19 protein-coding genes are annotated in these 20,397 nt (G+C 62.6%); 7 read left to right on the forward strand and 12 right to left on the reverse strand.

Annotated elements, in window-relative coordinates; genetic code table 11:
- Positions 1-247 precede the first annotated feature (247 nt).
- Positions 248-1,180, forward strand: a complete 933-nt coding sequence (locus HJB89_RS19830; RefSeq protein ID WP_207582828.1) for a class I SAM-dependent methyltransferase — start codon at positions 248-250, stop codon at positions 1,178-1,180.
- Between the two features lie 61 nt (positions 1,181-1,241).
- On the opposite strand, the gene HJB89_RS19835 is transcribed toward HJB89_RS19830, so the two are convergent.
- Positions 1,242-1,391 (reverse strand): hypothetical protein, encoded by a 150-nt coding sequence (locus HJB89_RS19835; RefSeq protein ID WP_207582829.1) that lies wholly within the window; start codon positions 1,389-1,391, stop codon positions 1,242-1,244.
- Here HJB89_RS19835 and HJB89_RS19840 point away from each other — a divergent pair.
- Together HJB89_RS19840 and HJB89_RS19845 are read left to right on the forward strand one after the other, a co-directional pair.
- Complete coding sequence (locus tag HJB89_RS19840; protein WP_207582830.1) at positions 1,390-2,028, forward strand: YitT family protein; 639 nt, start codon at positions 1,390-1,392, stop codon at positions 2,026-2,028. The two genes, HJB89_RS19835 and HJB89_RS19840, sit on opposite strands and share 2 nt — an antisense overlap.
- A 98-nt stretch (positions 2,029-2,126) precedes the next feature.
- Positions 2,127-2,294 (forward strand): hypothetical protein, encoded by a 168-nt coding sequence (locus HJB89_RS19845; protein WP_221150505.1) that lies wholly within the window; start codon positions 2,127-2,129, stop codon positions 2,292-2,294.
- A 67-nt stretch (positions 2,295-2,361) separates the two neighbouring features.
- On the opposite strand, the gene HJB89_RS19850 is transcribed toward HJB89_RS19845, so the two are convergent.
- Together HJB89_RS19850 and HJB89_RS19855 are read right to left on the reverse strand one after the other, a co-directional pair.
- A complete protein-coding gene (locus HJB89_RS19850) occupies positions 2,362-2,823 on the reverse strand; it encodes a carboxymuconolactone decarboxylase family protein (protein ID WP_221150428.1) in 462 nt (153 codons plus the stop codon).
- 21 nt (positions 2,824-2,844) lie between these two features.
- Positions 2,845-3,345 carry an Rrf2 family transcriptional regulator gene (locus HJB89_RS19855; protein ID WP_207582832.1) on the reverse strand — a complete coding sequence of 167 codons (501 nt, stop codon included), beginning with the start codon at positions 3,343-3,345 and terminating at the stop codon, positions 2,845-2,847.
- 120 nt (positions 3,346-3,465) lie between these two features.
- Here HJB89_RS19855 and HJB89_RS19860 point away from each other — a divergent pair, with 120 nt between their 5' ends.
- The 3 genes from HJB89_RS19860 to pdeM are packed head-to-tail and all read left to right on the forward strand — an operon-like array spanning position 3,466 to position 7,422.
- On the forward strand, positions 3,466-4,098 hold the full coding sequence (locus tag HJB89_RS19860) for a YitT family protein (RefSeq protein ID WP_207582833.1): 633 nt from the start codon (positions 3,466-3,468) through the stop codon (positions 4,096-4,098).
- Positions 4,099-4,145: 47 nt separating this feature from the next.
- Positions 4,146-6,671, forward strand: coding sequence for a ligase-associated DNA damage response DEXH box helicase (locus HJB89_RS19865; protein WP_221150429.1), 2,526 nt, complete (start codon positions 4,146-4,148; stop codon positions 6,669-6,671).
- 22 nt (positions 6,672-6,693) lie between these two features.
- Positions 6,694-7,422 carry a ligase-associated DNA damage response endonuclease PdeM gene (pdeM, locus tag HJB89_RS19870; RefSeq protein WP_221133093.1) on the forward strand — a complete coding sequence of 243 codons (729 nt, stop codon included), beginning with the start codon at positions 6,694-6,696 and terminating at the stop codon, positions 7,420-7,422.
- A gap of 44 nt (positions 7,423-7,466) precedes the next feature.
- On the opposite strand, the gene HJB89_RS19875 is transcribed toward pdeM, so the two are convergent.
- The 9 genes from HJB89_RS19875 to HJB89_RS19915 form a co-directional block, all read right to left on the reverse strand.
- Entirely contained in the window at positions 7,467-8,048 is a 582-nt protein-coding gene (locus HJB89_RS19875; RefSeq protein WP_164006436.1) for a transglycosylase SLT domain-containing protein, read from the reverse strand.
- Positions 8,049-8,076: 28 nt separating this feature from the next.
- Complete coding sequence (locus HJB89_RS19880) at positions 8,077-9,063, reverse strand: alpha/beta fold hydrolase (protein WP_221140366.1); 987 nt, start codon at positions 9,061-9,063, stop codon at positions 8,077-8,079.
- Between the two features lie 107 nt (positions 9,064-9,170).
- A complete protein-coding gene (locus HJB89_RS19885) occupies positions 9,171-9,728 on the reverse strand; it encodes a dihydrofolate reductase family protein (RefSeq protein WP_221133091.1) in 558 nt (185 codons plus the stop codon).
- Positions 9,729-9,922: 194 nt separating this feature from the next.
- Complete coding sequence (locus HJB89_RS19890) at positions 9,923-10,723, reverse strand: TIGR02186 family protein (RefSeq protein WP_221133090.1); 801 nt, start codon at positions 10,721-10,723, stop codon at positions 9,923-9,925.
- Positions 10,723-11,646 (reverse strand): sulfite exporter TauE/SafE family protein, encoded by a 924-nt coding sequence (locus HJB89_RS19895; RefSeq protein ID WP_221116127.1) that lies wholly within the window; start codon positions 11,644-11,646, stop codon positions 10,723-10,725. The genes HJB89_RS19890 and HJB89_RS19895 overlap by 1 nt, the downstream gene beginning before the upstream one ends.
- Before the next feature lie 335 nt (positions 11,647-11,981).
- Entirely contained in the window at positions 11,982-15,797 is a 3,816-nt protein-coding gene (locus tag HJB89_RS19900) for a peptidoglycan-binding protein (RefSeq protein WP_221150430.1), read from the reverse strand.
- A gap of 330 nt (positions 15,798-16,127) precedes the next feature.
- On the reverse strand, positions 16,128-16,493 hold the full coding sequence (locus HJB89_RS19905; RefSeq protein ID WP_207582842.1) for a VOC family protein: 366 nt from the start codon (positions 16,491-16,493) through the stop codon (positions 16,128-16,130).
- Positions 16,494-16,680: 187 nt separating this feature from the next.
- Entirely contained in the window at positions 16,681-17,382 is a 702-nt protein-coding gene (locus tag HJB89_RS19910; RefSeq protein WP_207582843.1) for an SDR family NAD(P)-dependent oxidoreductase, read from the reverse strand.
- A gap of 54 nt (positions 17,383-17,436) precedes the next feature.
- Positions 17,437-18,144: a DNA-3-methyladenine glycosylase I gene (locus HJB89_RS19915; RefSeq protein WP_207582844.1), complete on the reverse strand. Its 708-nt coding sequence runs from the start codon at positions 18,142-18,144 to the stop codon at positions 17,437-17,439.
- Positions 18,145-18,404: 260 nt separating this feature from the next.
- Here HJB89_RS19915 and HJB89_RS19920 point away from each other — a divergent pair, with 260 nt between their 5' ends.
- Complete coding sequence (locus HJB89_RS19920; RefSeq protein ID WP_221116125.1) at positions 18,405-20,201, forward strand: acyl-CoA dehydrogenase C-terminal domain-containing protein; 1,797 nt, start codon at positions 18,405-18,407, stop codon at positions 20,199-20,201.
- The last annotated feature ends 196 nt before the right edge of the window (positions 20,202-20,397 follow it).

The following is a 20,397-nucleotide window of genomic DNA, read 5'->3' on the forward strand; positions in this document are numbered from 1 at the left end:
CCCTTTCCGGGATTGGCCGCTTCGCCTGTGAAATAGGACTTGAGTTTTTTTGTGGCCGCAGCCAAATGCGGGCTGGCGCATCGGCCCGAAAATCGGAATCGATTTTCGGAAAGCACGATGCGCGGATTGAAAGTGTTACAGCGTCCTTTGCGCGTCTTAAAAGACGCGCGGCGCTGTAACGCATGTCGCGCAAAAGTGTGGAGCGGTTTTGCGATAACGACATGCGTAAAAGTCAACAGGTCTAATTATGCAGCCCCACCAGCTTTCCTCAGGCGATGTCATCGCCGACCGCCGTGCCGATTACGCCCGCATGCTCGACGAAGGCGGTGAGCCCGAGGCGGCGGCCGAGCTGATGGAGCAGGCGCTCGAACTCGTGCCCGGCTGGGCCGCCGGCTGGTATCGCCTCGCCACCTATCGCGAAAAGGCGGGCAAGGGGGAAGCCGCGATCGGGGCCTATCGCAGCACGCTTGCCCTCGATCCCGAAGACATTTTCGGCGCCGCACTCAAGCTCGCCCTGCTCGGCGATAGCGCCACACCCGACCGGCCGCCGAGCCGCTATGTCGAGCGCCTGTTCGACGACTATGCCGACCGTTTCGAATCGGCACTGGTCGAAAAACTCGATTACAGCGTCCCGCAGAAGCTCGCAGCCCTCGTTAACTCCACCGGCAGGCATTACCAATTGGCCGTCGATCTTGGCTGCGGCACCGGTCTGCTCGGCTCGGAAATCCATGGCCGTGTCACCCGTCTCGAAGGCTTCGACCTCTCGCAGAACATGCTGGCCAAGGCCGCCGAGAAACACGTCTATGACAGTCTCGCCCAGGCCGATCTGTCGCTCGCGCCCGATCTCTCCGGCCTGTTTACCGATGCGGCGCGACATCGCGCCGACCTGGTGACGGCAGCCGATGTGCTGATGTATCTCGGCAATCTCGAAAGCGTCTTTGCCATCGTCGAAGACCTCGCCGCCGCCGGCGCCGACATCGCCTTTTCCGTCGAGGATGCGGGGGAGGGCGACGGCTTTCATCTCGCGCCATCGCTGCGTTACGCCCATTCGGAAGCCTATGTGCGGAAGCTGCTCGCCCGTCACGGCCTCGAAATCCTCAAAATCACCAAGACGGTCATTCGCAAAGATGGCGGCAAACCAGTTGCCGGCATTCTGTTTCTTACGCGCAAGCCGGCGTGAGCGAACATTTCTTGCGATGTTTTTATAGGTCAGCATTGCTTACCTATTTCGCTTGATCGGCTCACTGAAAAACCCGATACTGCACCGCATCGGCAGCGAGCCCAGCGATAAACGCCAAGGCGCTCAAGCTCATTTCATTACGCAAAATTTCGCCGCGCCCGGTGTTCTCCGGCGTGTTCTTGAACTCGTCTGCCGTGGAGACTGGCGACATGACACAGCTCATCAATGCCCTTGGCGGCTTCTGGAATGCCAGCGCCACGCGCCATGCCCCGATCGAAGACGTGCAGGGCATATTCTCCGGCAGCCTCGTCGCAGCCCTCGGCCTCTACGTGCTCGCCAGCGCCGGGCTTCTTACCGGCAGCACGGCCGGCGTGGCCTTCCTTTTGCATTATGCCTTCGGCGTCAATTTCGGCCTTGCTTTCTTCCTGCTCAACCTGCCGTTCTTCTGGCTGTCGTGGAAGCGTCTCGGCATGGGTTTCACGATCAAGACCTTCATCGCCATCGGCCTGACTTCGGTGCTTGCCGACGTGCAGTCGCGCTTCTTCTCCATTTCCAGCATCCATCCGGCCTGGGCGGCCCTTCTCGGCGGCCTGCTGCTCGGCTTCGGCGTACTGGCGCTCTATCGCCACCGCGCCAGCCTCGGCGGCGTCGGCATTCTCGGTATCTACGTTCAGGAGCGTTTCGGCATCCGCGCCGGCCTCGTCCAGCTCGCCATCGACCTCTGCGTGCTCGCCGCCGCCTTCCTCGTCACCACGCCGCCGGTCGTCTTCTATTCCGTGCTCGGCGCCGTCGTCCTCAACCTTTTCGTCGCCATCAACCACCGTGCCGACCGCTACATCGCACTCTAACATTACAAATCGGTAAGCCATTCTAAACAAAACGTAACTTGCCTCTGCTCAGCCATGACGCGACACTTCTTCCCGCGCCGGATTTGATGAGGTGAGTTATGTCAGATTTGGAAAAGCTTGTAAGACGCCGCATGCAGGAAGAATACCCCAAGGGCGCTTCCGCAGAGGAAATCGCGAAAGTTGTCCGCGACCTCTTCAATAGCATCGACCTCTCAGGCCCATCGCCTGATGCCGTTGCCGTGCGGGCCACTCCGAATTACGAGTGACCTTATATTCAACCGACCCGAGATTTTCGGGTCGGTCGCCGGGATGGTTCCCTTAAGCAGAAATTGATCACGCTGCCTTGACTGCGGCATCGATCGGATGCTGCGAGCGGAAGCCGACGGCAAGTCGGTTCCAGATATTGATCGCGCCGATCGCCACGGTGATCTTCGTCATTTCCTCCTCGGAAAAATGCGCCTTCAGCGTCTCGTAATCGGCATCCGGTGCACCGGTTCTGGCAATGTTGGTCACGGCGTCGACCCAGCCGAGCAGCGCCCGTTCGCGGGTGTCATAAACTGGTGATTCCCGCCAGACACACATCAGGTTGATCCATTGCTCGCTGAGCCCATCATGGCGGGCTTCCTTCACATGCATGTCGACGCAATAGGCGCAGCCGTTGATCTGCGAAGCGCGCAGCTTGATCAGGTGGATGAAGCGGCGCTCGAGCCCGGAGGACTGGACGTACTGCTCGAGCGCGACGATCGCCTTGTAGGCATCGGGGGCGGCTTTTGCGAAGTTGAAACGCGGTTGCATGATCTTCTCCTTGGTTATGGCTCAGCGAGCCGTCTTGCGTTCATGGATTTCAAGGAAGGCGCAGCCTCGGGCTGCGATCGATCCGTCGTCGAGGGCCGTCAGTTCGATGCCGAGGTCGGCAATGCTGGTCTTGGCGAGTTCGGTCCGATAGACCCGTTCGGCCCGGAGCATCGCCGCGCTGATGTTGCAGGGCTTGGCGAAGAAGCGATCGGCGACCGGGTTCGGCCCGCGCTGGCGGATTTCGGCGCAGCGGAAAGCGGGCGCCTGTCCCTCGACCGCAAGCAGGATGTCGAGCAGCGAGATCTCCTCGGCCGCCTTCGCCAGCCGGTATCCGCCTTTCGGCCCCGGCACGGTATCGAGGATGCCGGCGCCTGACAGCGCCTGCAGATGTTTCAGCAGATAGCTCGTCGAGACGCCGTGGAACTCCGCCAGTGCTGCGGCCGAAAGCACGCCGCCTTCGGAGAGGCCGGCAAGCATCGCGACGCTGTGAATGGCCTGCTCGACTCCATCGCTCATCTTCATCGAAGCATCTCTCCAATTCGTGGATAAAAAATATCCATGATTATACCGGTTGTCAACAGGGCGCTGTTTGCCTTTCTCCCGGCGCCGGATAGAAACGGAGAAAGCCGACAGGGGAACATCATGGCATCCAACGCCTTCGCAGGCCTTCTGAATACCAGCGCCGATCGCCACTCGCCGTTCGACGACGCCCAGGGCATCGTCGCCGGTAGCATGCTCGCCGTGCTTGGCGTCTCGCTTCTCTCCGGCGCGGGGCTGCTCGCCGGCGGCACGGCGGGTCTTGCCTTCCTCGCGCATTATGCGACCGGGATCAGCTTCGGCCTTTGTTTCTTCGCGGTGAACCTGCCCTTCTATTATCTCGCCTTTCGCCGCTTGGGTCTTGCCTTCACCATCAAGACCTTCGCCGCCATCGCCCTGACATCGGTCCTGTCCGAATTCGTCCCGGAATTCATCGGCATCGCCCATGTCAATCCTTTCGCCGGGGCGCTCTTTGGCGGTCTTGTCATCGGCGCCGGCATGCTGGCGCTCTTTCGCCACCGCGCCAGCCTCGGCGGCATCGGCATTCTCGCCCTCTATATTCAGGATCGTTTCGGCTGGCGCGCCGGTTTCGTCCAGCTCGGCTTCGACGGCATCATCCTGGCGCTCTCCTTCTTCGTCGCCAGCCCCTTCATCATTGCCTGCTCCGTGCTCGGCGCGGTCGTGCTCAACCTCACGATTGCCATCAACCATCGCAAAGACCGCTATATCGCCATGTGAAAAGCTGCCGCTCTTCTTTTTCCTTAGGATTTCACTAGTTTCAGGGCGTGGACCAGATCGATGCCGAAGCCCGCGCTTTGTTGCCTGCCGCCTTTACCCGCTGGTTTGCGGAAAAGGGCTGGCGGCCGCGCGCCCATCAGCTGGAATTGCTCGCCCGCGCCGAGGCCGGTGAAAGCACGCTGCTGATTGCGCCCACCGGCGCCGGCAAGACGCTCGCCGGTTTTCTGCCGTCGCTTACCGATCTCACCCGCCGCGGCCGGATTCCGCCAGGCTCCGTCTTCACCGGCATCCATACGCTCTATGTCTCGCCGCTGAAGGCGCTTGCCATCGATATCGAGCGCAACCTGATGAAACCGGTCGAGGAGATGGGCCTGCCGGTTACCGTCGAAAACCGCACCGGCGACACGCCGAACGCCAAGCGCCAGCGCCAGAAGCTCAACCCGCCGGATATTCTTCTGACGACACCGGAACAGGTCGCGCTACTTCTCGCCAACCGCGAGGCCGAGCGCTTCTTCAAGGACCTGAAATATGTCGTGCTCGACGAGTTGCATTCGCTCGTCACCTCCAAACGCGGCCATATGCTGTCGCTCGGCCTTGCCCGCCTGCGCCGCCTTGCCCCCGGCCTCCAGACCATCGGCCTGTCGGCGACCGTCGCCGAGCCGATGGATCTGCAGAAATGGCTGGTCGCCCAACAGGAGGGCAGCGGGCAGGAGAGCAGCGAGCATCATGCCGGTCTCGTCGTCGTCGAGGGTGGCGCCAAACCGGATATCTCGATCCTGTCGACCGAAGAGCGCATTCCCTGGGCCGGCCATTCCGCTCGCTATGCCATTCCCGACGTCTACAACAAGCTTGTCGAACACAAAACGACACTGCTGTTCGTCAACACCCGCAGCCAGGCGGAAATGCTGTTCCAGGCGCTCTGGACGATCAATGACGACAATCTGCCGATCGCCCTCCATCACGGCTCGCTCGATGTCGCCCAGCGCCGCAAGGTCGAGGCGGCGATGGCCGAAAACCGGCTGCGCGCCGTCGTTGCCACCTCCACCCTCGATCTCGGCATCGACTGGGGCGACGTTGATCTCGTCATCCATGTCGGCGCGCCGAAGGGCGCCTCGCGGCTTGCCCAGCGCATCGGCCGCGCCAATCACCGCATGGACGAGCCGTCGAAGGCGATCCTCGTGCCGGCCAACCGCTTCGAGGTGATGGAGTGTCAGGCGGCCCTCGACGCCAATTATATCGGTGCCCAGGACACCCCGCCGGTCGGCCGCGGCGCGCTCGACGTGCTCGCCCAGCACGTGCTCGGCATGGCCTGCGCCGAACCTTTCGACATGCTGGAACTCTACGATGAAATCATCAGCGCTTCGCCCTATGCCGATCTGACCTGGGAAACCTTCGAGCGCATCGTCGATTTCGTCGCGACCGGCGGTTATGCGCTCCGCACCTACGAGCGTTATGCCCGCATCCGCAAGACCAAGGAGGGCCGCTGGCGCGTCTCCAATCCTGCCGTCGCCCAGCAATACCGCCTCAATCTCGGCACCATCGTCGAAAGCCCGATGCTGAACATCCGCATGGTCAAGCGCGGCGAGGGCGGCAGGATCGGCCGCGGCGGCGCCACGCTGGGCAAGGTCGAGGAATATTTCCTCGAGCAATTGTCGCCGGGCGATACTTTCGTCTTCTCCGGCAAGGTGCTGCGCTTCGAGGGCATCCGCGAAAACGAATGCCTGGCATCGCAGGCCTTTTCGCTCGATCCGAAGATCCCCTCCTACAATGGCGGCAAGTTCCCGCTGTCGACCTATCTCGCCGAGCAGGTGCGCGCGATGATCGCCGACCCCCACCGCTGGCGCCAACTGCCGGATCAAGTGCGCGACTGGCTGTCGCTGCAGAAAGACAAGTCGATGCTGCCGAAGCGCGACGAGTTCCTGATCGAAACCTTCCCGCGCGGCAGCCGCGGCTATATGGTCGCCTATCCCTTCGAAGGCCGTCTCGCCCACCAGACGCTCGGCATGCTGCTCACCCGCCGGCTGGAGCGGGCCGGCGCCAAGCCGCTCGGCTTCGTCGCCACCGATTATTCGCTGGCCGTCTGGGGGCTCGAGGATATGGGACTGATGATCGGCAATGGCAGGCTCAGCCTCTCCGACCTCTTCGACGAGGATATGCTTGGCGACGATCTCGAAGCCTGGCTCGACGAATCCTTCCTGTTGAAGCGCACCTTCCGCAATTGCGCCGTGATTGCAGGCTTGATCGAGCGCCGTCATCCGGGCAAGGAAAAGAGCGGCCGCCAGATCACCGTCTCGGCCGATCTGATCTACGACGTGCTGCGCAGCCACGAGCCGGATCACATCCTGCTGCAGGCGACGCGGCAGGATGCGGCGACGGGACTTTTGGATATTGGCCGTCTTGGCGATATGCTGAGGCGAATCAGGGGCCACATCACCCACCGCGCTCTCGACCATATTTCCCCGCTCGCCGTGCCGGTGATGCTGGAAATCGGCCGTGAAGCGGTGCCAGGCGAGGCGCATGATGCGCTGCTCGCCGAAGCGGCCGACGATCTGATCGCCGAGGCGCTCGCTTGAGACTTGTTTGGGAATATTGACCGTGATCAACCGCCTGGCGCTTGCGCGCGACATATCGGGACAGACCGCGATGCCGGGGATCGAGACATCGGTCCATGGCATTGCCGCCGTCTGCGACCCGCTCGGCGCGCTTTATCTGCCGGATGCCGGCCTGCTCGTCGTCTCCGACCTGCATCTGGAAAAAGGCGCGGCCTTCGCCCGCCGCGGCATGATGCTGCCGCCTTATGATACGTTGGCGACGCTGACCGTGCTTGCCGCCGTCATTTCTCGTTATGATCCGAAGCTCGTCGTCTCGCTCGGCGACAATTTCCACGACCGCATCGGTTCTGCGCATCTGCCGGAGAATTTCCGGGCGCTGATCGTCGCCATGGCCCGCGGCCGCGAATGGATCTGGGTCAATGGCAATCACGATCCCGACGGCGTCGTCGATCTGCCCGGCGCCTCGGTCGACGAGATGCATTATGCAGGACTGACCTTTCGCCACGAGCCGCGGAGCGGTTTGCAGAGCGGCGAAATCGCCGGCCACCTGCACCCCTCCGCGACCGTGCGCCGCCGCGAAAAATCCGTCCGCCGTCCGTGTTTCGCCACCGATGGCGCCCGCCTCCTGATGCCGGCCTTCGGCGTCATGAGCGGCGGCCTGGATCTCGCCCATCAGGCGATGAAGGGCCTGTTCGACACATCTTCGCTGATGGCGCATCTGCTGGGCCGGGATCGGATCTATTCGGTCAGATACGGGAATTTGCGGGGGTAGCGATTGCTGTCTCGGATACGGGACTTACACGGCACACCCTGAAATCAATCACACTCCTGCAATTGCTGCTGATACGTCCCGGCCATCCGCGCAAATTTCTGCGCCGTCTGCTGCAATTGTCCGTTCGAGCGCCAGTCGCCGCGTTTGTATCCTGTCGGGCCGGAATAATAGGCGAGATAGAGATTATAAGCGTCGTTCAGCGGAATGCCGGTCTCCGCGCTGTTCTGGGCGTGATACCAGCCGATGAAATCGATGGCGTCGGCGAAGTTTGCCCGCCGCGCTGTCCAGTTCCCGGTCTGCGACTGATAGTGATCCCATGTCCCGTCGAGCGCCTGCGAATAACCATAGGCGGTTGAGGGCCGGGTCCAGGGAATGAAGCCGAACAGCTTGGTGCGCGGCGGCCGCGCATAGGGCTGGAAGCCGGATTCGGTATACATCGTCGCCATCAGGATCGGCACCGGCACGCCGTATTTCTTCTCCGTCCGCTCGGCTGCACGCTGCCAGCTGGAGAAGAGCCCGTCGCGCTCATCGAAGACGGCACAGATGTTCCTCGTCTGCTTCGGTGCCGTCGCGCAGCCGGCAAGCAGTGCGAGACCCACGGCGGTCAGAACGATACGAGTACGCATGACAAAACCTCTCGTTTCCGAGAGATTACTAACTCGTAAATGTTAAGGACCGGTTTTTAGTCGAATACGAACTTCCCTGGATAGCTGCCTGCGCCGGCCAGGGATGGATGCCGTCGCGCAGCCAGAGGACGCTATCGCGCCAGAAGCCCTCGGAATGGCGTGCATGGAACAGGCCGAAATGGCCGATCGCCTCGAAGCCGAGATCGGCGGGCTGCAGCAGCACTTCGTCGATCTTGGCGTTGCGGTAATAGGCAAGCGTGCGACGGATCGCCGGCACGGTCCCGAGTTCGTCGTCCGACATGGCGACGGCAAGAATAGGTGCGGTCACCGCGGCAAAACGTTTGAGCACCTCGTCCCGCTCCGCGGCCGGGTGGCTCATCTCCATGCGCGCCCGGCGAAAGCTCCATTCATGGGCGACGCCCGCCGGCAGATCCTCGAGCCAGCCGAGCCGTTTGCCGGGAAAATAGCCGAAGAGCGCCGTCAGCATAGGCATGACGATGTGCCATTTGATCAGCAGCCGCATCCGGCGCGCCGGCGCATAATCGCGCCAATAGGCATATTGGGCGCCCATCGTCAGCATGCGGTCGATCCGGCCGGCATGTTCCGAGAGGCCCGGCAGAAAACCGCCGATGCTGTGGCCGACGACATAGAGCGGCTGGTCTGCCCGTCCGTCCATGAAGCACAGCGCCGCGTCGAAATCCTGTTCGCCCCACTCCCGCCAGCGATAATCGCAGCCGCGGAGCCGCACCGGCCGCGAAAGCCCGATGCCACGGTAGTCATAGGTCAGGACGTCGAAACCGTGAGCGGCGAGAAAGTGGCCGTAACGATGATAATAACGCCCAAGCACGCCAGTCGCCGGATTGATAATGACGCTGGCGCGAGCCTTCGCTTCGCCCGAGGTCCAGAGATGGCCGCCGAGCATCACGCCGTCGCTGCATCGGATCTCCACCGGTGCACCCACCGCCGGCCGTTTATCTTGTTCTTCCGCAAACGGTGGGTCTGCGCCTTTTGCCATGCTCCGTCGCCCTCTGTTCGGCGACGATGATAGAGGCGGGATTTGAGGAGGAAAAGCCGAATGCGGCCATAGATTGGACCGCCGTCGTCATCAGATAGTCTAACCCGCTACGCTTTGACGGGCTGGTAGCGCAAGATCACTGCGCCACTTTCCGTCGTTGAGGATTGGATGAGCTTTAGCGCGACCTGCTCCCCTGCAGGCTTGAAAAGCGGGTTGCCGCCGCCGAGAATGACGGGCACGACGCAAATCCTGACTTCATCGATGAGGCCGGCTTTCAGCAGGCTGTCGGCAAGCTCGGCACTGCCGAAGATGAAGATCGTCTTGCCGTCCTCTTGTTTCAGCCTCGTCAATTCGGGGATCGGATCGCTGACGACGCGGGCATTGTTCCAGCCGGGCTCGGTCATCGTCCGCGACACGGCGATCTTGGCGATGCCGTTCATATAGGCCTTGATCTTGTCTTCGCTTTCGGCGGTCGGCCAGTAGGAGGCCATGCCCTCATAGGTCTTGCGGCCAAAGACCAGCAGATCGCCTTCTTCACCGAATTGCTCGGCCAAGCGCTGCAGCTCGGGTCCCCAGGCGAGATTGTGGAAGTCGATATCCCACGGCTTCGTGCCTTCGAAATAACCGTCGAGGGTCATCAGGTTCCAGACGACAAGCTTTCTCATTCCATCCTCCTTCCGGGTTTGCCAGCCACGATCAAAACAGATTGCATATCACAACTGGTTGAAACCTAATGCAACTGATAGCAATATGCAAGCGGTTTTCAGCGGTGAGAATGACCGCATCGGCGCGACGCGGCCGCTTGACCGCCCGCCGTTGCAAGGAAGAAATTCGCGTGAATGCCGCGTCTTATCGCAGATCAGTCCCTGCGGAAGATCAGGCTGGCGCCCCAGCCGGTGATGACGGCAAGAGCCACGGACGCGAAGCCATAGAGGATCGGCTGACCATGCGCGGCGTCGGTGATCGTCTGCTCGATGCCGGTTTTGATGACGCGCAGCGGCAGCGATTCCTGGGTGATAAGATTGCCGCTCTTGAAGAGATAGGCGCGCACCGTGTGGACGCCGTTCGGAATGTTTGCCGGCAGGCGCAGGCTCGCCTTGAAGAGGTTGGAGGAAACGAAGCGCACGCCGCTCGGGTTGCGGTCGTAGAACCCGCCGCCCTGCTGCAGCCGCCGGAAGGCATCGCGGAATTCGCCGAGATTGCTGCCATCGCCGACAAAGCCGACCGGCGTCAGCGGAATGTGATCGATGCCGATCCCCTGATCGGTCAGCTCGAGCGGCGTCGTCAGGTCGTCGATCATCCGCGAACTCGACATCGAGTAGGAGTGCGGCACCGCCTCGAAGGTCATCGAGCGTGTATTGACCCAGATGCCGAAGACGCGCTCCTTCTTGCGCACCGTCGCATCCTGGCGCGGGCCTTCCAGCACCACGACCACGTCATATTGGCCGATGGCGAGCAGCAGCTGGTCGGTGTTCGAGAGCGCCCCGAAGATCGTCAGGTCGGCGCCGTGGAAATCCGAGGTGATGGCGATTTCGCTGGTCGACGTGCCGATTTCCAGCCCTTCACGCACCGCTTCGGTTGCCTGCCCAGGCAGCCATTGCGCTCCGGCAGCCGCCGGCAGCAGACAAAGAAGCGCGATGGCGGCGGCAAGCAGGCGCATCAGTTGCCCGCTCCCATCACCACCGAATAGATGTCGGCCGGCGTCACCACCAGCGCGATCGCCAGACGCACGCCGACGGCGAGTACCAGCAGGCCGAGCAGGGCGCGCAGCTGCTCGCCGCGCAGCTTCTGGCCGACGCGCACGCCGTATTGCGCGCCGATGACACCTGCGACCATCAGGATGAAGGCGAGCACGATATCGACGGAAAAGTTCGTCGCCGCCTGCACGATCGTCGTATAGGCGGTCACGAAAATGATCTGGAACAACGAGGTGCCGACAACGACATTGGTCGGGATGCGCAACAGATAGATCATTGCCGGCACCATGATGAAGCCGCCGCCGACACCCATGATCGAGGTGAGGATGCCGATCGCAAAGCCGAGCGCAACGATCGGAATGACGCTGAGAAAGACCTTCGATTTCTTGAAACGCACCTTCAGCGGCAGTCTGTGCACCCAGTGCTGGTGGCCGGGCTTGCGTGGTGCCGGCGGCTCGTTGCGCGCCGCCCGCCGCATGGCATTGATGCTTTCGAGCAGCATCAGCCCGCCGACCGTGCCGAGGAAGATGACATACATCAGCGAAATGATCAGATCGAGCTGGCCGATGGCGCGCAGCAGCGAGAAGATCCAGATGCCGACCGTCGCCCCCGAGAGGCCGCCGACCAAAAGCACCGTGCCGAGCTTGACGTCGAGCGTGCCGCGCCGGAAATGCGTGATCGCACCCGAGATCGACGACGCCACCACCTGGTTGGCGCCGGTTGCGACCGCGACGATCGGGGGGATATTGTAGAAGATCAGCAGCGGCGTGATCAGAAAGCCGCCACCGACGCCGAACATTCCAGACAGGAATCCGACGGCCGCCCCCATGCCGAGAATGATGAAGATGTTCACCGACAATTCTGCGATGGGCAGATAGATTGTCACAGCCGACCCCGAATGATGACCGCCCCTGCCGGGCGGTTTCTGTCACGACCCCGTTCGAATGCGCACCATACTGTGAAATCGTTGCCAGAGGCTTTCGATCGGCCCCTGTGGCGACGGAGATCGAAAGCGGACGATTCGGCAGGTGCGACGATCGATCTGTCCCGCATAATCCGGCTTTTTTCAGATTGCGTGACAGGCGGCGGAAAAAACGAAAAATGTCTGAGGCCGCCAAGCCTTTTGTAGGGCAATTACAGCAAAAGGGCCGTGCGGTTTGCGCCCGGGCTGGCGCAAACGAGACATCGGCCATTTCCGCACCCGAAAAGAGCGGAAAGGTTCTAGATGGCCTTGCTGCCCTGCTTGTTGCGTTCGAGCAGCGCCTTGACGGTTGCGTCGGTCACTTTGCCGTCCGGCTCCTGGCCGACCGACTTCTGGAAGTTTTTGATCGCGGTCACTGTCTTTGCGCCCATTTCGCCATCCGGTGAGCCGGCGTCGAAACCGCTATTGTTGAGGATCGCCTGGATATTGCGGATCGCCTTCTTCATGTCGACCGTCGCCGTCTTGAGGCCAGTGCCGGCCCATTCGTCGGGAATGTCGATAGCGTTGGTGCGGTGGTCGACCGGCTCCGGCTTCCAGAGATCGGCCTTAGTGCGGGCCCGCTCGAGCTGGTCCGGCTTCATGGCTTTGGCCACTTCGTCGCGTTTCTGCGCCGCGTCCTTGTCGCCGGCCTTGGCGGCGATCGAAAACCATTTGTAGGATTCTTCGATATCCGCCGGAACCCCGTTGCCCCTCGCGCAAAGGATCGCCAGGTTGAACTGGCTGTCGGTGATGCCGAGGTTGGCGGCCTTGGTGAACCATGAGGCGGCCGTGGCATAGTCCTGCTGGCCGAGCGCGCCGGAAGCGTAGAGCACGGCGAGATTATGCATGGCGCTGGCATTGCCCTGGTTTGCCGCCTGCTCGTAGAAGCTCTTCGCCTTCGCGATGTCGCGTTCGACGCCATTGCCCTTCTCGTACATGCTGCCGAGCCGGTACTGCGCCGGTGCAAAGCCCTTGTCGGCCGAAAGCTGGTACCAGCCTGCCGCCTGCTTCTGATCGACGGTGATGCCGTTGCGGCCGTCCGAATAACGCGCGCCGATCTCAAACAGCGCCAACACATCGCCGGTTCGCGCCGCATCGGCAAGCGATTTCGGCTGGATGGCATCGGGAATCGTGATGGCGGCCTGCGGTGCGGATGCGGCCGCCGACATGTTCGCAACAAAGCCCGATGTCTCCTGCGCTGTGCCGGAGGGCGCGGCAGGCGCAAACGTCGCGGCCCCTTCGCCGTCGAGCGGCGCGGCATCGGTCAGATGATCGCCAGCAACCGGCGGGGTTGCTTCCGGCGTAGCCTGTTCGGCGGCCGGGGGTGTCGTCTGCGCTGTGGGAGCGGCCGTTTCTGCCGCGCCGGTGTCCGGCTGGGCGGGTGTTGCCTCAGGCAAGGCCGGCGGTGGATTTTCCGTCGCGCCGGTCAGCGCCGAGACTTCGGCTGGCGCCTGCGGGGCGCTCTCGCCGCTCGTCAGCGTCCGGGCAAGCGGAAAGGCCATGATCGCCAGCAGAACGGCGCCGACGGCCAGCAGGATCGGTCGCCGGTAGCGCGAAAAGGCGCTGGTCTTGCCCGTCTTGTCAGACTTATCGGTCTTGCCGGCCTTGTCGACGCTTGCGCCCTTCTTCTCGGCCTTGACGGCTGCCTGTTTCGGATTGGCGTCCACTTCCATCGCGGCTGCCTGCGCTGCACGACGCGCGGCGGCGATATAATCGGCGCGATCGGTTTCGGCGGCAGGTTTGCCGCGTGCGGCACTCTGGCTGGCGCGGACCCGTTCAAGGATCTTCTTCACGTCGGGCGCGCCCGAGCCCGGTTCGAGCAGTTCGTTTGCCGCATCCGTCGGCACCACGTCGGTCGGATCGATCGATGGCGCGGGGTCGATCATCGGGCGTTCGGTTGCCCGGCTCTCGGCTTTCCTGCCGGGCAGCAGCCGCTTGCCGAGGCTGGCAAGCAGGCTGGCCTTTGCCGGTGCCTGTGCCCGTATTGGCGTCACGTTCTCAGTCGTCCTGGTCGCGGCTTCGATGGCGATCGCGCTCGTTCCGCTCATGGCATTGGCTTGCACCGGGGCGGCAGGTTCGGCTGCAACCTCGGCCGTGCGGATAACAGGAGAGGCCTTCGCTTCCAGGACAGCGGCCGGCGTCCTGTCCATCTCGGCCTCGGCCACCATCAGCGCGTAGGGATCGACATCGAAATCGACCTCGGCCACCGGCATCTGGGCACTCACCCGCCCGCCGCGCTCTTCCATGCCGTCGAGGCGGTCGGCGATATGCACCAGCGTCTCGTGCAGCGCCTTGAAAGTCTTGTGCGTGCGCTCCTCGCTGTCGCGGCTGATTTCCTCGAGGTGACGCAGATCCTCGGCCAGCGCCGTCAGCGCCGACATATCGGCAGCAGCCACGGCGCCCTGCGGGCCGCCATGGCGCGAATAGGCGTCGACGACGGCTTCTGCCGCCTGGCGCGCCGCCTCGATGATATATTCGTCGCTCGTCGCCATATAGTCTTCGATCGCGCCCATCCGCCGGTCGAATTCGGCTGGGATCGCGGCGCTTTCGCGTGGCGTGTTCATCAGTGCCGAAAGATTGGCGATCTGGTCTTCGAGGTTCTTCAGCGCATGTGGATCGGTCGGCGCTGCCGATGTGCTCTCTTCCAGCCGGGCGGCGATGTCGCTCAGCCGCCCTTCGAGACGCCGGAAGGCGCCGTCGTCAACCGCGGCGGCCGGTGCCGGTTGCTGGTAGGCCATCTCGTCGATGCGCCGGGCGAGACCGTCGAGCCGCTGCGCCAGCACGTCGTTGACCGCGCCGTTCTCAAGCGCGTCGATCTTGCGGGAAATGTCGGAAAGCGTGCCGGTGAGGTCGGGCTGCGCCGTCGTTTGCGTGCGCTCCAGGAGATAGGAAAGATGCTCCAGCCGTTCGTCGAGCCGTGACGTCGCTTCCGCCTTCGTCAACTCCTCGACGCGAGATGTCAGCGCTTCGAGCCGCATCGCCAGCTCGTCGGCCGGCGTTGCGCGGTTGGCCGCATCATGGCTCATCAGATCGATCTGATCGGCCAGCGCCGAAAGCCGGCCTTCCAGCCGCTGCATCAGCGCCGGATCGTTGGTGGCAGCCGCGCGCCCGCTTGCCGCGATCGCCCGGCTGATCTCGTCAAGCCGCGTGTCCATGGCGGCGAACTGCTCCGACATGACCCGGTCGTGCGGCTGGATCATGTTGCCGAACTGCTCCATCGCCGTGGCGATGGCGATGAGCTTGTCCTCAAGTGCCCGGACCGCCGGGCTTTCGCCCATGCCGCCGATATGGCGCTTGATGTCGTCGAGCCTATAGGCGAGCGAAACCAGCTCTTCCTGCAGCCCCTCGGTATCGAGCGCCGCAAGCCGGCTCTCGAAGCCGTCCCAGCGGTTTTCCATATGGCGCAGCGAATCCTCGCGCGCCAGCCCGTCCATCAGCGAGCGCAGCTCCTCGAAGTCCTCGCGCAGGCCGGTCGCCTCCGGACCGCTCGAGCGGCCGGTCAACTGAGTAATGCTCTGGGCAAGGCGGCCCATATCGGCGCGCATATCATCGGCGAAACCGCCATCGCCGGCATTCGCCTTGATCTCGCGCAGCTCGGCGCGCAGCGCGTTCATCTCGCGGGTGACGCCCTCGGAAATATCGCGCTTCAGATCATGCCTGAGATTGACGAGCGCCTGGGCGATCTCGGTCATCGTGTCGTCGCCCGCACGGAGGGCGGGTGCCGGTTGTGGTGTGGCGACGCGCGACGCGGGTTCGCGCAACTGTGGGGCTGGTTCGCGCAACTGCGGGGCCGGCTCGCGTGTGTAGGGTCGCTCGCGGCCCGCTTCAAGCGCGCGCTGGCGCTGGCGGATTTCGGCGAGCGGATCCGGCCGCGGCTCGAGCGGCGCCCTTGCGGGGCGCGGAGCATTGGAGGCCGGGTAGGGTTCGCGCTCGGCTGTTGCCGTGCGCGGCCGCTGTTCGCGCCCGCTGCCTATCAGCCCTTCGATGCGTGCCTCCAGCCCTTCGATCGTGCGGTTCAGCGCATCGAGCGAGGTCCTGTCGGACTGTCGGGAAGGATTTGATCGCGATCCGTTCATCTTCTTGCTCGCTTCGACTGCTCGACCCCTCGTCAGAGCTCGATCATTGGCTTTTCCGTCTGTGGCCAGCGTCTTCACGCCGACCGGAGCACATCATTCATAAGAGGTTAGTCAATTAGGCTTTCCTCAAGCTGGACGATGTAGCGGCATCCCTGGGAAACGCGACACTGGGAAAAGGAATGCGGATTGCTACTGCTCAATCCGCACCTTTCACGAAACGTGGTAAACAAGCCGTTAATGTCGATGAGAATTTTTTAACGTTTGTGTTCCAAACGCCGTTTTAGGCGGCAATTGCCCCTGAATTCGTCACATCGAATGGCGGTGGGGCGCTTAGGTCGGCCGCTTATATTGCAGCTCAATCTTCACGCCTTCGGGGCCATAGACGAAGATCTGGCCGAGATCGGTGTCGGGAATATCGTAATATTCATAGCGATAGCCGCTCGCCTTGATGCGCTCCAGCGCCGCGCCGAATTCGTAGAGGCTGAAGGCGACATGATTGAAGATGCCGGGCGGAAAATCGGTGCTGCGTGACGTCAGGCTGAGATGGATGACCGGGCGTTCGTCCAGATAGAGCCAGTGGCCGGGCGAGTCGAAGGGTGGCCTATAGCCTTCCTCGACGCCGAGCACGGCGTTGAGGAAGCCGATCATACGAGAGGCATCGCGGGTATCGATCGTGACATGGTCCAGGCGCTGCATCGGTGTCCTCCGAGAGCATGATGCCGAAAAGTGTGAGCGGTTTTCGGACGGCATCATGCTCTAACCATTGAATCTGGACCAGGATGATTTTAGGCCATCCGGCCTAAAATCATCCTGGTCAGCTCCGGCGACGAAACATAGTCTGTCCATCGTCGCCGCGATAGCTGCCTTCTCCGCCGATGGCAGCTCAGAAATTCTCCGTCCAGGGCCGGACTTCGACCTCCAGCGACCATGCGCTGCGGTGCTGGCGAAGCACGTCGATATAGGTCTGGGCGATCGCCTCCGGCGAAAGCGTGCCATCCGGCTTCTCCGCCCGGTCCGGCCGCATCTGCGAGCGCACCGCGCCGTCGATGACGAAATGCGCGACGTGGATGCCCATCGGCCCAAGTTCACGAGCCGCACTCTGGGCAAGGCCGCGCAGCGCAAACTTGCCCATCGCGAAGGGGGCCGATTGCGCATAACCCTTGACGCTCGCCGAAGCGCCGGTGAACAGGATGGCGCCGCGGCCGCGCGGTATCATCCGCTGCGCCGCCTGCTGCGCCACCAGAAAACCGCCGAAAGCGGTGGTCGCGATCGCCTTTTCGACATCGGCGGGATCGAGTTCGGCCAGCGGTCCGCGCAGGCGGGCGCCGGCGTTGAAGATCACCACGTCAGGTCCGCCGATCGCGCCGGCAGCCTCTTCGAACAGCGCTGCAACGCTTTGCGGCTGCGAGACGTCGGCGGTAAAGGCGCTGGCGCCGGTCTGCTCGATGAGCAGCTGGAGCTTTTCGACATTGCGGGCGGCAAGCCCGACCTTGACGCCGAGCGCCGACAATTGCCGTGCAAGCGACGCACTGATGCCGGAGCCCGCGCCGACGATGAGGGCGCTCTCATAGGGAAAGTCGGTCATGATATCCTCCTCGATGAATCGTCCGGAAGACGTAGGAACTCCGAGCGGCCTGCGCTACTGCCCGTGCGAATTTCCGTGCGTGTGCGCCGCATCGATCGAATAGGCGCTGATGCGCGACAGGAGGATGAAGGAAAGGCCAGTCTCCTCCGCCCAGTCGTTGAAGGCCTGCTGGATCAGCGGCTGGTCCTTCTTCGCCATGCCGGAGGAGGAGAGCGGCACACCGGCCGATCTCAGGCAGGCGAGCACGTCGATCGTGCTGACGAAGCTGTCACGGCCGATGCCCCGCAGGAAATATTGCCCGGTCATGCCGCCGAGCCGGCTGCCGCGTTTCCCCAACAGGTCGAGAAGGCCGATCTGGTTCTCCCGCGGCCAGTCGGCCAAGAAGACGCCGGCACTGCCGTGTTCCCGTGCCAGTTCGCGGATGAAGGCGGCATTGGCGCGAACCGACATGATCTTCGCACCGTTGCGGATGATCCGTTCGTCCGAAGTCAGGTCATGCCAATAATCGTCGGGCGCGATATTCAGCATAGCCGCCTCGAAGCCGGAAAACGCCGCCTCGAAACCCGGCCACTTCGCATCGATCACCTTCTGGACGAAGCCGCTGTAGAAGATGCGCCGGGTCATGTCTGCGAGGATGCGGTCGTCGGGCATGGTGCGCAGCCGGTTGTGATCCGGCCTATGCTTCTCCAGCAAGGCCTGCAAAGCGGCGGCTCCGCCCTTCCGCTGCTCCGCACGCTGCCTTATCGCCTCGAAACTGATCATCCCGACCATCCTCCCCTGGCATTCCCGAATTGCGGGTTGAAAGACGCTTGCGTTTATACGCCGTTCCACGATGGACAAGGAAGGGGAGACGACGTCTCGTGCCTTTCGGGCCCTTCATCGCCCGCAGACTCGTCATGACAAATTTTTTCATGAAAGGCGGCGAAGCGGCAGAATTTGACGTTTACGCAAACGTCAATATTTTGTAAGACAGTCCCCGAGGCCGTCGCGACCCGCGCAGTCGAATGGGAGGAAATCCAGAGATGCCAGTCTACAAGGCCCCGGTGACCGATACGCTCTTCGTCCTGAACGACGTGCTGGGCCTCGAACGCTACAACAATCTTCCCGGTTTTGCCGACGCGACGCCTGACATGATCGAGGCGATCCTCGGCGAGGCTGGAAAGGTTGCAGAGGAGGCTCTCTTCCCGGTGAATTATTCCGGCGATCAGGAAGGCTGCCATCGCCACGACGATGCCAGCGTCTCGACGCCGAAGGGCTTCAAGGAGGCTTACAAGGCCTATCGCGAAGGCGGCTGGATCGGCCTTGCCGTGCCCGAGGAATTCGGCGGGCAGGGGCTTCCCTATACGCTGCATACCGCCGTCGGCGAATATACCTCCGCCGCCAACATGTCGCTGATGATGTATCCGGGCCTGACGCAAGGCGCGATCGCCGCGATCCTCGTCCATGGTTCGTCCGAGCAGAAGAGCACCTATCTGCCGAAGATGGTGGACGGCTCCTGGACCGGCACCATGAACCTCACCGAGCCGCATTGCGGCACCGATCTCGGCATGCTGCGCACCAAGGCGGTGCCGCAGGCCGACGGCAGCTACAGGATCTCCGGCCAGAAGATCTTCATCTCTGCCGGTGAGCATGATCTCGCCGACAATATCGTCCACCTGGTGCTTGCCCGCATCGAAGGCGCGCCCGAGGGCACCAAGGGCATCTCGCTGTTCATCGTTCCGAAATTCCTGGTCGGCAAGGATGGCGCCCTCGGCGACCGCAATGCTGTCTCCTGCGGCGCGATCGAGCACAAGATGGGCATCCACGCCAACGCCACCTGCGTCATGAATTACGACGAGGCGACGGGTTTCCTGATCGGCGCCGAAAACCGCGGCCTCAACGCCATGTTCGTGATGATGAACGAGGCCCGACTGATGGTCGGCCTGCAGGGCATCGCCATTTCCGAGATCGCCTATCAGAACGCCGCCAACTATGCCCGCGACCGTATCCAGGGCCGCTCGCTGTCCGGTCCCAAGGCGCCGGATAAGAAGGCCGATCCGATCATCGTTCATCCCGATATTCGTCGCACCTTGATGACCATCCGCGCTTTCAACGAGGGTGGCCGGGCCTTTCTGCTGTGGACCGCGCTCAAGTCGGACATTGCTCACCGTGCCACTGACGAGAAGGAGCGCCAGACGGCTGACGATATTCTCGGCCTCGTCACCCCGATCCTCAAGGGCGTGATGACCGATAAGGGCTTCGATCATGCTGTCATGGCCCAGCAGGTTTTCGGCGGCCACGGCTATATCGAAGAACACGGTATGAGCCAGTATGTGCGCGATGCCCGCATCGCCATGATCTATGAAGGCGCCAACGGCATTCAGGCGCTCGATCTCGTCGGCCGCAAGCTCGCCTTGAACGGCGGCCGTGCCGCCATGGCGCTGTTCAAGGAGATCGGCGATTTCTGCGAAGAGAATCGGGACAATGAAAAACTGTCCTTCTTCACCAAGCATCTGAAGAAGGGCTTGAACGACGCCCAGGGCGCGACCATGTGGTTCATGCAGAACGCCATGGCCAAGCCCGACAATGCCGGCGCCGGCTCGACTGATTACATGCACCTCTTCGGCCTTGTCGTTCTCGGCTATATGTGGGCAAAGATGGCGAAAGCCGCCGAGGACGGCCTTGCATCCGGCGATGGAACCCGTGAGGATTTCCTGAGGAATAAGCTGGTGACCGCCCGCTTCTTCATGGAACGCATCATGCCGGAAACCGCGCTTCGCAAGACCCGTATCGAAGCCGGTGCAGACACGATGATGGAACTTGCCGCCGAAGCGTTTTGACGAATTCCCCCTTCTCCCCTGCGTGGAGAAGATGTCCGAAGGACAGATGAGGGGGTGAGCGACGAAGGAGCGAACGGCCGCGCGCAAGCAAGGTCGAGTTTGCCGCGAGCGCCCTCTCATCCGACCTTCGGCCACCTTCTCCCCGAGGGGAGAAGGGGAGTTGAAATTCACCGGCCTCGCCGCCGATAGGGAGCAG

The sequence above is a fragment of the Rhizobium sp. NZLR8 genome, from assembly GCF_019685025.1.
Classification (GTDB): Bacteria; Pseudomonadota; Alphaproteobacteria; order Rhizobiales; family Rhizobiaceae; genus Rhizobium.